The 14767-nt window shown below is 67.9% G+C and carries 13 protein-coding genes; 3 read left to right on the forward strand and 10 right to left on the reverse strand.

Annotation, left to right across the window (positions count from 1 at the left end):
- The first annotated feature begins 120 nt into the window (after positions 1-120).
- Positions 121-1719 carry a long-chain-fatty-acid--CoA ligase gene (locus C447_RS16775; RefSeq protein WP_007696041.1) on the forward strand — a complete coding sequence of 533 codons (1599 nt, stop codon included), beginning with the start codon at positions 121-123 and terminating at the stop codon, positions 1717-1719.
- Positions 1720-1755: 36 nt separating this feature from the next.
- Here the strand turns inward: C447_RS16775 and C447_RS16780 are convergent, their stop codons facing one another.
- The 4 genes from C447_RS16780 to C447_RS16795 are packed head-to-tail and all read right to left on the reverse strand — an operon-like array spanning position 1756 to position 5498.
- Positions 1756-2298 (reverse strand): CBS domain-containing protein, encoded by a 543-nt coding sequence (locus tag C447_RS16780; RefSeq protein WP_007696042.1) that lies wholly within the window; start codon positions 2296-2298, stop codon positions 1756-1758.
- 51 nt (positions 2299-2349) lie between these two features.
- Positions 2350-3318 (reverse strand): phosphoribosylformylglycinamidine cyclo-ligase, encoded by a 969-nt coding sequence (purM, locus tag C447_RS16785; RefSeq protein ID WP_007696043.1) that lies wholly within the window; start codon positions 3316-3318, stop codon positions 2350-2352.
- A gap of 48 nt (positions 3319-3366) precedes the next feature.
- Positions 3367-4005: a zinc metalloprotease gene (locus C447_RS16790; RefSeq protein WP_007696044.1), complete on the reverse strand. Its 639-nt coding sequence runs from the start codon at positions 4003-4005 to the stop codon at positions 3367-3369.
- The gene (locus C447_RS16795) at positions 4002-5498 is read right to left on the reverse strand and encodes a TraB/GumN family protein (RefSeq protein WP_007696046.1); all 1497 of its coding nucleotides are present in this window, start codon (positions 5496-5498) and stop codon (positions 4002-4004) included. Before C447_RS16795 ends, C447_RS16790 begins: the two co-directional genes overlap by 4 nt.
- Before the next feature lie 182 nt (positions 5499-5680).
- Between C447_RS16795 and C447_RS16800 the strand changes: the two genes are divergently transcribed.
- On the forward strand, positions 5681-6451 hold the full coding sequence (locus C447_RS16800) for a hypothetical protein (RefSeq protein WP_029601692.1): 771 nt from the start codon (positions 5681-5683) through the stop codon (positions 6449-6451).
- A 55-nt stretch (positions 6452-6506) separates the two neighbouring features.
- On the opposite strand, the gene C447_RS16805 is transcribed toward C447_RS16800, so the two are convergent.
- The 3 genes from C447_RS16805 to C447_RS16815 all read right to left on the reverse strand — a co-directional run bounded on the left by C447_RS16805 (position 6507) and on the right by C447_RS16815 (position 9135).
- On the reverse strand, positions 6507-6953 hold the full coding sequence (locus C447_RS16805) for an acyl-CoA thioesterase (RefSeq protein ID WP_007696052.1): 447 nt from the start codon (positions 6951-6953) through the stop codon (positions 6507-6509).
- A 100-nt stretch (positions 6954-7053) separates the two neighbouring features.
- Complete coding sequence (locus C447_RS16810) at positions 7054-8409, reverse strand: M20/M25/M40 family metallo-hydrolase (protein WP_007696054.1); 1356 nt, start codon at positions 8407-8409, stop codon at positions 7054-7056.
- Positions 8410-8475: 66 nt separating this feature from the next.
- Positions 8476-9135, reverse strand: a complete 660-nt coding sequence (locus C447_RS16815; protein WP_007696055.1) for an O-methyltransferase — start codon at positions 9133-9135, stop codon at positions 8476-8478.
- A 115-nt stretch (positions 9136-9250) separates the two neighbouring features.
- On the opposite strand from C447_RS16815, the gene C447_RS16820 reads away from it, so the two are divergent.
- The gene (locus C447_RS16820; RefSeq protein ID WP_007696058.1) at positions 9251-10315 is read left to right on the forward strand and encodes a polyprenyl synthetase family protein; all 1065 of its coding nucleotides are present in this window, start codon (positions 9251-9253) and stop codon (positions 10313-10315) included.
- Positions 10316-10829: 514 nt separating this feature from the next.
- Here the strand turns inward: C447_RS16820 and C447_RS16825 are convergent.
- The 3 genes from C447_RS16825 to C447_RS16835 are packed head-to-tail and all read right to left on the reverse strand — an operon-like array spanning position 10830 to position 14765.
- Positions 10830-11531 carry a V-type ATP synthase subunit D gene (locus C447_RS16825; protein ID WP_007696060.1) on the reverse strand — a complete coding sequence of 234 codons (702 nt, stop codon included), beginning with the start codon at positions 11529-11531 and terminating at the stop codon, positions 10830-10832.
- A 29-nt stretch (positions 11532-11560) separates the two neighbouring features.
- Positions 11561-13006, reverse strand: coding sequence for a V-type ATP synthase subunit B (locus C447_RS16830; RefSeq protein WP_007696062.1), 1446 nt, complete (start codon positions 13004-13006; stop codon positions 11561-11563).
- Position 13007: 1 nt separating this feature from the next.
- Entirely contained in the window at positions 13008-14765 is a 1758-nt protein-coding gene (locus C447_RS16835; RefSeq protein ID WP_007696064.1) for an ATP synthase subunit A, read from the reverse strand.
- Positions 14766-14767: the final 2 nt, after the last annotated feature.

Raw genomic sequence — 14767 nt, forward strand, 5'->3', positions numbered from 1 at the left:
AGCGAGCGGCCTTTTTTGATCCACATTTTTTGGCCGAGCGGTCCGCGAAGCGGACCCGAGGCGAAAAAAGGTGGGGGCGCAAAGGCTTAGTCCCGAGCCGGCCAATCCTCCTGGTAGTTCATGAATGTCGAGATGCGCACCACCGATTTCCTCGATCGAGCGGTCGATTGCTACAGCGACGTCGTCGGCGTCGTCGCTCACGACGGCACCGAGTACACCTACGCGGAGTTCGCCGAGCAGGTGAACCGGGTCTCGAACGCGCTCTCGGGGATGGGTGTGGGCCAGGGCGACCGGGTGGCGCTGCTCGCGCCGAACACCCACTACTTCCTCGAAACCATGTACGGGGTGAACCAGTTGGGGGCGGTCTTCGTCCCGATGAACTACCTCCTCACTCCCTCGGACTTCGAGTACATCCTCGACGACTGCGAGGCGAGGGTCGTGATCGCCGATTACGACTACGCCGAGAAGGTCGAGGCCGTCCGTGAGTCGGTGCCCGCCGAGGGGTTCGTCGGCTATCGCGCCGACGATATCGACGGCGAGTGGACCGACTACGAGGACTGGCTCGCGGGCGCGTCGGCGGACGCGCCCGACCGGCCGGAGATCGCGGAGGACGACGACGCGAGCATCAACTACACCTCGGGGACGACCGGCGACCCGAAAGGGGTGGTCAGAACCCACCGGACCGAACACTGGCACGCCCTCGTTCTGAACCAGCACATGGAGGTCGCGGACGACGACACCTACCTCTGGACGCTGCCGATGTTCCACTGTAACGGCTGGGGGCACACCTACGCCATCACCGGGATGGGGGGCACGCACGTCTGCCAGCGCACCTTCGATCCCGAGGGGACACTTCGCCGAGTGAGGGAACACGACGTCTCCTACCTCTCGGGCGCGCCCACGGTGTTGAACCGGCTCATCGCCTACTACGACGACCACCCGGACGCCGTGACGACCGGCGAGCGCGAGGTCCGGATCTCGACCGCCGGGAGCGCGCCCGCCACCGCGACGCTCTCGACCGTCGAAGAGGAGATCGGGTGGCGCGTGATCCACCTCTACGGCCTCACCGAGACCGCCCCGATGATCACGACCTCGCACTCGCCGCGCCGGCTCGCCCAGCGCGGGCGCGACCTCAAAGTGAATCAGGGATCCGAGATGATCGCCACCGACGTCCGCGTGGTCGACGACGACGGTCGGGACGTACCGCGCGACGGCGCGACCATCGGCGAGATCGTCGTGCGCGGGAATCAGGTGATGGACCGCTACCTCAACAAGCCCGACGCCACCCACGAGGCGTTCAACGCGAAACTGCCGGGCTACTTCCACACCGGCGACCTCGCGACCATCGACGAGGACGGGATGGTGGCGATCCAGGACCGAAGCAAGGACATCATCATCTCGGGCGGCGAGAACGTCTCCTCGATCGGCGTCGAGGACGTGCTCTACGACCACCCCGACGTCGCGAAGGCCGCCGTGATCCCGACCCCGAGCGACGAGTGGGGCGAGGCGGTGACGGCGCTCGTGGTCGCGAAATCAGGTGCGTCGCCGAGCGCCGAGGCCATCAGGGAGTTCGCCGGCGAGCACCTCGCGCGGTACCAGGTTCCAAAACGCGTCGAGTTCGTCGACGACCTCCCCGAGACCGCGACCGGAAAGGTCCAAAAATATCAGCTCCGCCAGGAGTACTGGGAAGGCGAGGAACGGCTCGTGGGGCAGGGCTGACCGGGAAGCACGGTCGATCGTTCGGGCCGAGCCTCGTCAGGAGAGGTGGGCGGCGACGTCGGCCTCGGTGATGATCCCGAGCAGTTCGCCGCTCTCGACGACGATCACGGCGTCGTGGTGGTCGAGGTGGGTATCGACCGCGTCGAGGGCCGCGTCGGGGGCCACCGTGGTGATCGACTCGCGCATCACGTCGGCCACCGGCAGCGACGCGGCGTCGTCGATGCCGGCCTGGCGGACGTCGCCGTTCGAGATGATCCCCACCGGATAACCGTCGTGGACGACGGGAAGCTGTGAGTAGCCCTCGGCGCGCATCCGGTCGATGGCGTCCCGAACGCTGTCGTCGGGCGCGACCGCGACCACCGACTCGTGCATCAGGTCGCGCGCACGCCGGATGCTCCCCTCGGCGGCGTCGAGGGCCGAAACGACCCGCCGGAGCGTCGAGAGCCGCGGGTCGACGTCGCCACCCTCGATCCGGGCGACCAGCGGCTGGGAGACGCCCGCGCGCTCGGCGAGCGCGCTCTGGGTGAGGTCGACCCGGTGGCGACGCTCGCGTAACTCCTCCGGCGTCGGGAGCTCCATACACGGTGATAACCAGCGGTAATCAAAAGCGTTGCGTCCCGCGGTGTGAACTCAGTCGAGCGCCAGCCCACCGACGCCCACTCCGGTTCCCTCGGTGACGTGGCCGACGACCGCGCCGTCGGTCGCCGCGGCCAGGTCGTCGGCGTCGGCGGGGTCGAGCGCCGCGACGAACCCCATCCCCATGTTGAACGTCCGGTAGCGTTCCTCTTCCGGGACGTTGCCCGCGTCCGCGACGAACTCGAAGACGGGGGGAACGGGTAGCGGGTCGGTGATCTCGTACCGGAACGACCCCATCCGCGAGAGGTTGGTCCAGCCGCCACCCGTGACGTGGGCGGCGGCGTGGGCGGAGTGGTCGGCGAGCGGGTCGAGGAGGTCGGTGTAGATCCGCGTCGGTTCCAGCAGGACCTCACCCACGGTTCGCTCGGAGTCGTCGGGGAACGGTTCGTCGTAGCCGCCGGCGCGGCCCGCGGCCTCCCGAGCAAGTGTCAGCCCGTTCGAGTGGATGCCCGTCGAGGGGAAGCCGACGAGCGCGTCGCCCGCCCGTGCCTCCCCGAAGAGGTCGTCCTCGTCCGCCAGCCCCGCGCAGGTTCCCGCGATGTCGAGGCCCTTGATCACCTCGGGCATCACCGCGGTCTCGCCGCCGACGAGCGCCACGTCCGCGCGTTCGGCCCCCACGGCGAGCCCCTCGCCCACGGCGGCGGCGGTCCCGTCGTCGGGTTCGTCGACGGCGAGGTAGTCCACGAACGCCACGGGTTCGACCCCGGCGGCCACGAGGTCGTTGACGTTCATCGCGACGCAGTCGATGCCCACGGTCGAATAGTCGTCGAGCGCCTCGGCGACGAGGAGTTTGGTGCCCACTCCATCGGTGGCGAGCGCGAGGTACTGCCCGCCGATGTCGACCAGACCGGCGTAGTCGCCCTCGCCCTCGCCGGCCGCGCCGACCAGCGCCGCGGTCGCGGCCTCGCTGGCTTCGATGTCGACGCCCGAGTCGGCGTAGGTGAGTTCCTCGTCGTCGCTCATGGCGAAACCCGGGGGTGAGGCGCGCAAAAGCCCATCGATGCGCCGGATTCAGAGCCCGAACCCGAACTGGAGGAGCACGAACACCGCCGAGCCAGCGCTCACGACGAACGTGACCGCGAACACCGTCTTGCTCCACGCGAACACCGTCCGGCCGTCGAGCGGGCCGAACGGCAGCATGTTGAAGCCCGCGAGGAGGAGGTTGATCCCGACCCCGAAGACCCCGACCGCGCCGAGGAACCCGGTCGAGAACAGCGCGAGGGTCGCGAACCCGACCGCGAGCACGAGGTTCGTGACGGGCCCCGCGAGCGCGATCAGCCCGTTCTGGCGCTTCGTGATCCGCCCCCGGTGGTAGACCGCGCCGGGCGCGGCGAACAGGAAACCCGCGAAGGCGCTTGCGACGGCCAGAAAGAGCATCCCGTAGTCGGCGCGGAAGGCCGCGACCTGGCCGAAGCGCTGGGCGACGACTTTGTGGGCGAGTTCGTGGAACAGGAATCCCACGCCGGCGGTGAGCATGCTCAGCCCGAACACCTGGAGGATGGCCGGCGAGAGCAGGGCGTTCGGGTCGCCGGCGAGCAGCGCGGCTCTGAGGTCGATGCCGAGGAACGAATCGAAGAACAGTGCGAACGCGACGCCGAGCGCGAGCCAGGCGATCGCGAGGTCGAACACCTCGCGGGTGTGGAATCTCACGTCACCGTCCCCCAGATCAGGTCGGCGCTGTTGCGTGCCCCCTCGACCATCAGGTCGGCGACGCCGCCCACGCCGCCGACCCCGGAGGCCAGTACCGGAAGAACGACCGCCGCGAACAGGAAGCTCGCGACGATGGAGCCGACGTTGGTGAGCGCGACCACCGCGATCAGCCTGAAGAGTCCCACCGCTTTCAACTGGGTCCAGAGCTCGCCCATCGGCGTCTCCTCGTCGCTCAGGATCTCGTTGAGCGTGCCGACGTCGCCGACGTTGACGTCGAGGTAGCGGAGCTCGACGTAGCCCGCGAACCAGCCGGGCGCGAGCAGCGGGTTGACCGACGTGAGCCACGCCACCGCGCCGCCGACGAGCGCGCTGGTCCAGTGGGCACCGCCGAGCCGGGCGAGGGTCGCCGAGAAGACCCCGTTGATCAGGAACCACGCGCCGAAGAGCGTGAGCAGGAACTCGTTGCGCGCACCCGCCATCGCGAGCAGAACGAAGAAGGCGAGGAAGCCGAGCGTGATGAGGTAGCCGACGACCTTGTAGGGCGAGAACCGCCGGCCGCTCTCGTGGCCGACCAGCGACTCCATCGGGGGCAGCGTCTCGGGGTTCTCGAGATACCGTTCGACGCCCTCCATGTGGCCAGCGCCGAGCACCGCGACCACCCGATGGCCGCCCGCGCGGAGCGCCACCAGCCGGTGGGCGATGAACGCGTCGCGTTCGTCGATCAGGGCCTCGGCCCCACCGGGCGAGAACCCCCGGAACTCCTCCAGCATCGTGCTCACGACGTCGGTGTCGGTCATGTCCGCGATGTCGAACTCCTCGACTTCGTCCTCCTCGGGGAGACTCCAGACGAAGGCGAGGGAAAGCACCGCCGCGAGCCCTAGCCCGAGGACGATGGCGACGAGAGTGTAGTCGAGGATCGAGACCGCCAGTCCCGGGATAGCGAGCGCCGGAGGCACGACGAGCGGGCCGAAGAAGGCCTCGACCGGGATCCCGAGGACGACCCCGAGCGAGAGCCCGATACCGAGACCGACCGCGATCGGCGAGGCGAACGCCAGCGGCAGGCTGAGGAGCATACTGAACTTCTCGCCCGCCGTCATCCGGGCCCAGAAACGCTGGACGGTCATCTGGATGTCGCGGTCGACCAGCGCGAGCCCGAGCCCGAGTTCCTCGGCGGTCTCGACGCCAGCGAGCATGTCGGCACCGGGGGTGATGTCGAACTCGTCGCCGAGGCGGGTCTGGACGTACGAGAGCATCCAGTAGGCGAGGAACTGGAAGACGGTGTTCCCTCGGAGGAGGTCGCCCGCCGCGAGGTCGTCGGGCTCCTCGCCTTTGAGCTGGCGAAACCGGCCCTCGTCGAGTTCGACCGCGACGACGTCGGGTCGTTCCTCGCGGATGGTCTCCTCGACCTCGCCGACGCTCTCGGGCGAGACGTGAGCCGTGCCGACGACCCGGACGCTGCCCTCGGCGTCCGTGGTCGCCGCAGGATCGCTCATTGGCGAGTGGATGAACCCGGCTTTCTTACCCCTGTCGGACGAGCACGAGGCGACGGATCCGACCACCAGGGCGGCCGTTTCCAGTCTTCAGGCTCGACGAACCCCGACGCCACCAGTCCCGTCTCAAGGATATTATCTATCACGGAACCGTTATGCTCTGAGGGCACCTCTAGGAACACGTTATGTCATTAAAGATAACACAAATACTGCGGAGCGGCGTCGACAGAACCCGTGAACGGAACGGCCTGCTACTGGTCGGGATCCTGTTCGTGCTCTCGGCCGTCAGCAGCCTCCTCGGAGCCGGAGTCGCGCGGTACGTCCCGGACCAGGGCTTCGCCTCGCCCGACGCGGCAGCGGACGCGCTGTTCGCGTTGCCGGCGGTGGGAGCCGGGGTGCTCTCGCTCGTCCTCGCGTTCGCGAGCCTCGTGGTGAGCATCGCGGCGATCCGGGTGTTCGTCAGCGACGAGACCGAACGACTGCCCCGCGAGGCCTTCACCCGGCGGATGGGATGGGTCGCGCTCAACGCCATCGTCGGCGGGGTCGTCTTCGGCATCGCCGTGGCGGCCGGGTTCGCCCTGCTGATCGTCCCGGGGGTCTTCCTGCTCGTGACCCTCGCGTTCTGGACCGTCTTCGTCGCGGTCGAGGACCGGAACTTCCTCGACGGGTTCCGTGGGAGCTGGCGGCTCACCAAGGGCCACCGCCTCAGTCTCCTTGGGCTCGGCGTCGCGGTGATGCTCGCGACGGTGGTCGTCCAGGCGGTCTTCGGCATTGGCATGGTGACCGGCCCCGTCCTCGGCGGGCTCATCGCGGCGGTCGGCAGCGCCATCACGAGCGTCTTCTCGGTCGCGGTGCTCGCGTCGGCCTACACCGAGCTCACCGCGATGGAGGACGACGAAACGCTCGGCTTCGAGGAGGAACAGCCCTCCGCGACCAGCGGTCGGGAGGCCATCTGAGCGAGGGGATCGAGCGGTGTGAACGAGTAGTAACGTCCGTCGAGCGGAACTGATGTTATTCGCCGTCGCCGTTGCCCTCGACCGCGGCCTCGTAGAGGCGTTCGCCGTCGGCGGTCTCGACGGTGAGTTCCGGAACGGACGTGGGCTCGAGGTCGTCGTCGACCGCGACGTAGACGAAGTAGGACTCGGTGGTCTTCTCGCGCTCGTCCTCCGCGAGGTCCTCGCGGTAGGCCCGGAGGCGTACGTGACTGCTCGTTCGGCCCGCCTCGTAGACGTAGGCCTCGATCAGCGCGACGTCGCCGACCCGGATCGGTCGCTCGAAGTCGACCCGGTTGATCCGGGCCGTGACACAGGGGTTGCCCGAGAACCGCGCGGCGCTCATCGCGCCGACCTCGTCCATCCACTTCATCACGTTTCCCCCGTGGGCGGTCTGGAGGTTGTTGGCGTGGTGGGGCTGGACCATCGTCCGATTCTGGATGAACGTCTCCATCAGGCCGGTCATGGACCGCCTTCGCCACCCGACCGGATGAACCTGCTGAAAACCGCTCTCTCCGGGGATTCCGTGGTCGAGTCGAGACGGTCGAAAGCGGTCGGCCGTGGCGTCAGTACGGCCAGTCGCCGGTGACCTTCATGCCCGGGGCCTCGTCCTCGGCTTCGAGCGCCGCCGCGATGTCCTCCGGGTCCTTGTGGGCCACCGAGAGGTCGTCGCTCGCGAGGTCCACCGTGAGGTCGGTGAGGAGGACCGCCTGCTCGCGGAGGGTTCTGGATTCGAGTTTGTCGAGGGTGTCGGCGTGGGTGTGGCCCCAGCCGCGGTCCGGGCCGGTGTCGCTCCCGACGTGATAGCCCGGCACGCCCCAGCGGACGAACGGCCAGTGGTCGCTGTGGGGACCCTGTTTCGGGACGACCTCGACGGGGTGGTCGAACCGGTCGCCGACGCGCTCGGCGGCCGCGTCGAGTTCGTCGAACCCGTGGGTGATAAACGAGAGCGTCCGCCCGACGACGACCCCATCGAGGTTGAGTATCGCTTTTATCCCGTCGAGGTCGGCGTGGTCGGCCATGTACTCCGAACCCCGCAACCCCACCTCCTCGGCCCCGAACGCGACGAACTCCACAGTACGATCGAGTTCGTCCTCGCGTCCGGCGAGCGCTCGTACGAGCTCGACCACCATCGCCGTGCCCGCGCCGTTGTCGCCCGCCCCCTCGGCGATGTCGTGGGCGTCGACGTGGCTCGTCACCAGGACTCGCGTCCCGCTCTCCGGACCGAGTTCGGCGCGGACGTTCTGACTGGTAGCGTCGTGAACGTCGGCCTCGACCCGAACCGTCGCCGGCTCGCCGTCTCGTGGACGTCGTTCGCTCGACCGGTCCGAGGCGCGCGCCTCGCCGGCGAACCGCCGTCCGAGCCGGAGCCCGACCTCCTTCGAGACGCCGACGGCGGGGATCTCGCCGATCGGGCCGTCGGCACCGCTCACGCTCCCGGTGGGTGGAAGCTGGCCGGGCACGTGATTCCGGAAGACGAACGCCGCCGCGCCGGCCGCGACCGCGCGGTGGTACTTCTCCGTCCGGTGGATGAAGCGGTCGTGGTGGTCGGGCACGTCGCTGGCCGCCATCACGACCTTGCCACCGAGGTCGTGGTTCTCGAAATCCGCGGGCAGCCCGTAGCCGAGGTCGACGAACTCGCCGGTGGCCTCGCCGCTCGGGCTTCGGGGGAGGGCGATGGAGTCGTGTTCGATCCCGTCGACCACGACACCGCTCTCGCCGCGCGTCCAGCCCTGGATCTCGAACTCGTCGAGGCGTGCGTTTCGCGCCCCGACCTCGGCGAGCGCGTCGCGGGTCGCCTCGGCGGCGCGGCGTTCCCCCTCGCTGCCCGCCATTCGCTCCCCGTTCTCGATATCGACCAGGGTTTCGAGGTGGTCCCATCCCGTCCGGCTGGTGAACGTCTCACCGATCCAGTCTGCCATACGCTCCCGTGGCCGACGGGGAGTAAATCGCTGACCATTCGGTGAGAGCGTCGGGGACGGATCCCGTTACAGCCGCACGCTCGCGAGGAGTCCCTCGCCGACCGGGACGAGCGCCGTCTCGAAGTCGGGGTCGGCCCGAACCCGTTCGTAGTAGTCGGCGATGTGGTGGGCGGTGGCCGGGGCCTCGTCGCCGTCGAGCGCATCGAGGACCGCGTCGGGTCCGAACTGTTCGCCGGCCGCGAGGACGTTGTCGGCGAGGACGATCCCCCCGGGAGCCACCTTCCCCCGAACCGCCTCGAACGCCTCGACGTAGCGGTCGTCCTCGTTGTCCACGAGTACCAGGTCGAAGGGACCATCGTACCGCTCGACGGTCTCGATGGCGTCGCCTTCCTCGAAGACCGCGCGGTCGTCGTAGCCGCCGCGTGCGAAGAACTCGCGAGCCATGTCGAGTTCGTCGGGGTCGTGTTCGGTGAGGACGATCTGACCATCGCTCGGCAGCGCCGGGGCCACCCAGTAGGCCGAGTAGCCGAAACCGGAGCCGAACTCGAAGACCGACGAGGCGGCCGTCAGCCGGGCGCTCAGCCGATAGAACGCGCCCGCGTCCGGTCCGATGGTGGGAAAGCCCGACTCGCGGGCGGTGGTCTCCATCTCGTCGAGTACGTCGTCGGGTTCGGGGGCGGCGCGTCGACAGAGCCGGGCGACCGCCTCGGGCATCGGGTTCGCCATGAGCCCCGGAAGAGGGGGACGGACAAAGCTCCACGCACGGCGCGTTTTCGCGAGCCAGCGGGGGATCGAGGACGGAGAGGAGACTTTTTCACTCGTCACCCCCACCCGTATTCGTATGCGTGACGTGCTCGCGACGTGGCGACCGGTCATCGACACCGAGATCGAGCGGCTGCTCCCGCGCGAGATCGACGCCGAGTACGTCGCTTCCTTCTTCGGCGAGCCGACCTACGAGTACGATTCGACCGCGATCCAGCGCGCCCTCCCCGACCTCACCTGGGACCTCCTCGACCGCGGCGGCAAACGCTGGCGCGCCGTGGTCTGCTGTCTCCTGATCGAGGGGTTCGGCGCGGACCCCCACGACTACCTCCCCTACGCCTGTATCCCCGAGATCCTCCACAACGGCACCATCATCGTCGACGACGTCGAGGACGGCGCGACGATGCGCCGGGGCGAGACCGCCCTCCACCACGACTTCGGCACCGACATCGCGCTCAACGCGGGCAACGCGCTCTACTTCTTCCCGCTCAAGATCGTCGCCCGGAACCCGGGGGACCTCGACGCCGAAACCCGGCTCGCGCTCTACGAGATGTTGATGCACGAGCTCAACCGGACCCACCTCGGGCAGGGGATGGACATCCAGTGGCACAACGAGCGCGAGATCCGGATGACCGAAGCCCAGTACCTCGAGATGTGTGCGTGTAAAACCGGGTGTCTCGGCCGGATCGTCGCGCGGCTCGCCGCCATCCTCACCGGCCAGTTCGCAGAGGACGAACGCCACGCCGCACGCTACGCCGAGCTCATGTCCATCTCCTTTCAGATCGGCGACGACATCCTCGACGTCGAGACCGCGACCGAGGACGGCGGCGCGTTCGGCAAGGGGATCGGCAACGACGTCCGCGAGGGGAAGAAGACCCTGATGGCGATCCACGCCGCGCGCAACGCCGACCCCGAACGCGCCGCCCGACTGGAGGCGATCCTCTGGGCCGACGAGAACACCGACGAGGAGGTCCGAGAGGTCATCGACCTCCTCCGCGAGACCGACAGCGTGGCCTACGCCCGCGAGTGCGCGCTCGATATCGCTTCCGAGGCCCGCGACCACCTCGCGGCGCTCGACCTCGACGAGGAGTCCGCGACCCAGCTCGCCGAATTCACCCGATTCATGGTCGAACGCGAGGTCTGAGGAGGGTTTCGTCGCAGCGGGGAACGACCGCATCGCCGATAGTCGCCGATCCCGACCGACGATTCGAACGAAGCCGCGACGTTGGCCGCCGTCGGCCGGCCGCGGGCCGGTGGCGGTGCGGCGGCTGGCGGCCAGTGGTGCGGTTGCGGTTCTGATGTCCTGGTGGATGAAGGGCGAGCGAACGGAGCGAGGTGCGAGCAGCGCGAGCACCTCGATGCGAACGGTGGAACGGAGTGAACCGTGAGCGGAGTGAGCGAGGGCTTCGGCGGTGCTGTGCGGGAACGTTAGTGATTGTACCGTGAGCGAGTGAAGCGAGCGAGCGGACCAAGGAATCCCCGAGCGGAGCGAGGGGGTGACGTGGTTCGAGGGAGCGGAGCTCCCTCGTCATCACGAAACGGCTTCGCCGTTTCGAACGACAGGCTTTTGATCCACATTTTGCCAGGGAGCGAGTGAGCCGAAGGCGAACGAGCGACCGCAACAAAAGGTGGGAGTGCGAGAGGTGGGTGGAGGAGGTCTATGAGGTAACCGCGACTTCGCCCTCGGGGCGCTCGGCGGCCTCGGCGTCGGCTTCGTCGCGGGCCTCGCGCTCCTGTTCCTCTTTTTTGTCCTTGACCTTCTTCATCCGGAAGATCTCCTCGCGTTCCTGTTCTTCGAGCTTCTGCTCGATGTACTCCTGGGACTCCCGGAGTTCGGGCAGGAGCTTGAACTCGAGGGCGTTGACCCGGCGCTTGGTGGTCTCGATCTCGTTCAGCATCTTCTTCATCGCGGTCTCGACCTCGGCGGCGAGCACGATCGAGTTGATGAGGTCCTCGTAGGCGTCGGCGGCCTCGTCGATGTAGGCGCTCGTCCCGAGCACGCCGTAGCCCCGCTGGTCGAGCGGCTTCTTGACCTTCGAGGACTCGATCTGGGGCACCACGACGCCCATGATGTTCTTCGATTGGATCGTGATCTCGGGGTGGTCCTCGAGGGCCGCGGCCGCACCGCGGACCGCGACGTCGCCCTCGATCGCCCGCGCCATGTCGATCTTCGCCTGGGCCTGCTCGTAGTCGTCGCCCATCCCCGAACGGACGTCCTGGGCCTCGTCGAGGATATCCATGAACTCCATGATGAGGCCGTCACGCTTCTGTTCGAGCGTGTCGTGGCCCCGCTCGGAGAGGTCGATGCGGTCCTCGATCCCCATCAGCTCCTTGCGGGTGGGTTTGACGTCGTTGGCCATTGTTGGTTGGTGTTATGACACCGAGGTCCTTAAGCCTCGGCCTCGGCTCCGCTCGACTCCTCGCCCTCCTCCGGGGCGTCGTCGGCGTCCTCGTTGTAGTAGCGCTCGATGAGCTCCTCGTCGATCCGGTTGAGTTCCTGTTTCGGGAGCGCGGAGAGCAGTTCCCACCCGATGTCGAGGGTCTCCTCGACGTCGCGGTTGGTGTCGTAGCCCTGGTCGACGAACTCCGCCTCGAACCGGTCGGCGAGGTCGAGGTACTGGTTGTCGCGTTCGGAGAGCGCCTCGCGGCCCACGATGTTCACCAGGTCCCGGAGGTCCTCGCCCTCCGCGTAGGCTGCGTAGAGCTGGTCGGAGACGTCGCCGTGGTCCTCGCGGGTCAGCCCTTCACCGATGCCGTCGTCCATCAGCCGCGAGAGGCTCGGCAGCACGTTCACCGGCGGCTCGACGCCCTGGCTGTTGAGGTCGCCGTCGAGCATGATCTGTCCCTCGGTGATGTAGCCCGTGAGGTCGGGGATCGGGTGGGTCTCGTCCTCGCTCGGCATCGTGAGGATCGGGATCTGCGTCACCGAGCCGTCCCGGCCGCGGATCCGGCCCGCGCGCTCGTAGAGCTGCGCCAGGTCGGTGTACATGTAGCCCGGGTAGCCCCGGCGACCCGGAACCTCCTCGCGCGCCGCCCCGATCTCCCGGAGCGCCTCGCAGTAGTTGGTCATGTCCGTCAGGATCACCAACACGTGGTAGTCCTTCTCGAACGCGAGGTACTCCGCGGTCGTCAGCGCGAGCCGCGGGGTGATCTGGCGTTCGACGGCGGGGTCGTCCGCGAGGTTCGAGAAGACGACCGAGCGTTCGAGCGCGCCCGTGCGCTCGAAGTCCGCGAGGAACTCGTTGGACTCCTCGGCGGTGATACCCATCGCACAGAACACCACCGCGAACTCGCTGCCGTCACCTTCCTCGTCCGCCTCGTCCTCCTCCGGCACCGTTGCCTGGCGCGCGATCTGGAGGGCGAGTTCGTTGTGCGGCAGCCCCGAGGCCGAGAAGATCGGGAGTTTCTGACCCCGGACGAGGGTGTTCATGCCGTCGATGGCCGAGACACCCGTCTGGATGAACTCCTCGGGGTACTCTCTGGCCGTCGGATTGATCGCCGAACCGACGATGCTCTCGCGGCTGTCGGGGACGATCTCCGGGCCGTCGTCGATCGGTCGGCCCGAGCCGTCGAGCACTCGCCCCAGTAGGTCCTCGGTGACGGGCATCGTCATGGTCTCGCCGAGGAAGCGGACCGAGGCATCGCGGTTGATGCTGCCGGTGCCCTCGAAGACCTGGATCGACACGAAGTCCTCCGAGGATTCGAGCACCTGGCCGCGCTTTCGCTCCCCGTCGGGGAGTTCGATCTCCACGATCTCGTCGTAGCCGACCGGCTCGTCGATCTCGACGAACACCAGCGGCCCGCTGATCTCCTCGATCGTTCGATATTCCTTCATGTTAGTATTTCTCCCGGAGCTGGTCCTGGATGTCGGACTCGATATTCTCGATGAACTCGCCGTACTCCTCGGTGGTCCCGATCCGGTTGAGCCGGGGTGCGGCGTCGATACTCGTGATCTCCTCGACCGGAACGCCCGCTTCGAGCGCGTCGAAGGCCTCCTCGCTGTAGGTCTGGATCGCCTCCATCATCCGGTAGGTCTTCTCCGGCGAGGAGTAGGCGTCGGTCGGGTTGAGCGCGTTCTGCTGGAGGAACGCCTCCCGGAGGTAGCGCGCCACGTCGAGCGTGAGCTGCTGGTCGTCCGGCAGCGCGTCCTCGCCGACCAGTTGCACGATCTCCTGGAGTTCGGCCTCCTCGTCGAGGGTGTTGATCACCCACTGACGAGTCTCCGGCCAGTCGGCCGCGACGTTCTCCTCGAACCACGGATCTAGCTGATCTCGATAGAGCGAGTACGACTCGTTCCAGTCGATCGCCGGGAAGTGCCGGCGCTCGGCGAGGTCGGAGTCGAGCGCCCAGAACGTCTTCACGATACGCAGCGTGTTCTGGGTGACGGGTTCGGAGAAGTCGCCGCCCGGCGGGCTGACCGCCCCGACCGCCGAGATCGAGCCCTCGGTGCCGTTGATGTTCTCGAAGTAGCCCGCACGCTCGTAGAACGCCGAGAGCCGTGCCGCCAGGTAGGCGGGATAGCCCTCCTCGCCTGGCATCTCTTCGAGCCGCGAACTGATCTCGCGCATCGCCTCGGCCCACCGCGAGGTGGAGTCGGCCATCAGCGCGACGTCGTAGCCCATGTCGCGGTAGTACTCGGCGATCGTGATCCCGGTGTAGACACACGACTCGCGTGCCGCCACCGGCATGTTCGAGGTGTTCGCGATGAGACACGTCCGGCTCATCAGCGGTTTCCCCGTGTTCGGGTCCTCGAGGTCCGGGAAGTCGTCGATGACCTCCGTCATCTCGTTGCCCCGCTCGCCACAGCCGATGTAGATCACGATGTCGGCGTCGGCGAACTTCGCGAGGCTCTGCTGGGTGACGGTCTTCCCGCTGCCGAACGGCCCCGGGATCGCCGCCGTCCCGCCCTTCGCGAGCGGGAAGAGGCCGTCCTGGACCCGCTGGCCAGTGACGAGCGGCGTCGTCGGCGTCTGTTTGTCGACCGTCGGGCGGGTCTCGCGCACCGGCCACTCCTGGTGCATCGTGACCTCCTCGCCCGAGTCGAGTTCGACGATCGAGTCGGTGACCGAGAACGACCCCTCCTCGACGTTCGTGACCTCGCCGCCCTCGTAGTCGGGCGGCACCATCACGCGGTGTTCGATGCTCTCGGTTTCGGGGACCGTTCCCACGACGTCGCCGGCTTCGAGCTCGTCGCCAACCTCGACCGTGGGCGTGAACTCCCACTCCTCGTCGAGGTCGATCCCCGGCGCGTCGACGCCACGGTCGAGGAACGCGCCCATCCGGTCTTCGAGCACGTCGAGCGGGCGCTGGACGCCGTCGTAGATCGAATAGAGCATGCCGGGACCGAGGTCGACCGACAGCGGTTCACCGGTGTTCTCGACGGGTTGGCCCGGCGAGATCCCCGAGGTCTCCTCGTAGACCTGGATGGTGGTCCGATCGCCCTCGATCTCGATCACTTCGCCCATCAGCCCCTCGTCGCCGACGTAGACCACGTCGTTCATCCGCGCGCCGAGGCCCGTGGCGACCACCACGGGACCGCTCACGCTGGCGATGGTGCCGTCGTCCGTCGTTCGTGTCTCTGTTGCTTGACTCATGA

The organism is Halococcus hamelinensis 100A6 (assembly GCF_000336675.1).
Lineage (GTDB): Archaea > Halobacteriota > Halobacteria > Halobacteriales > Halococcaceae > Halococcus > Halococcus hamelinensis.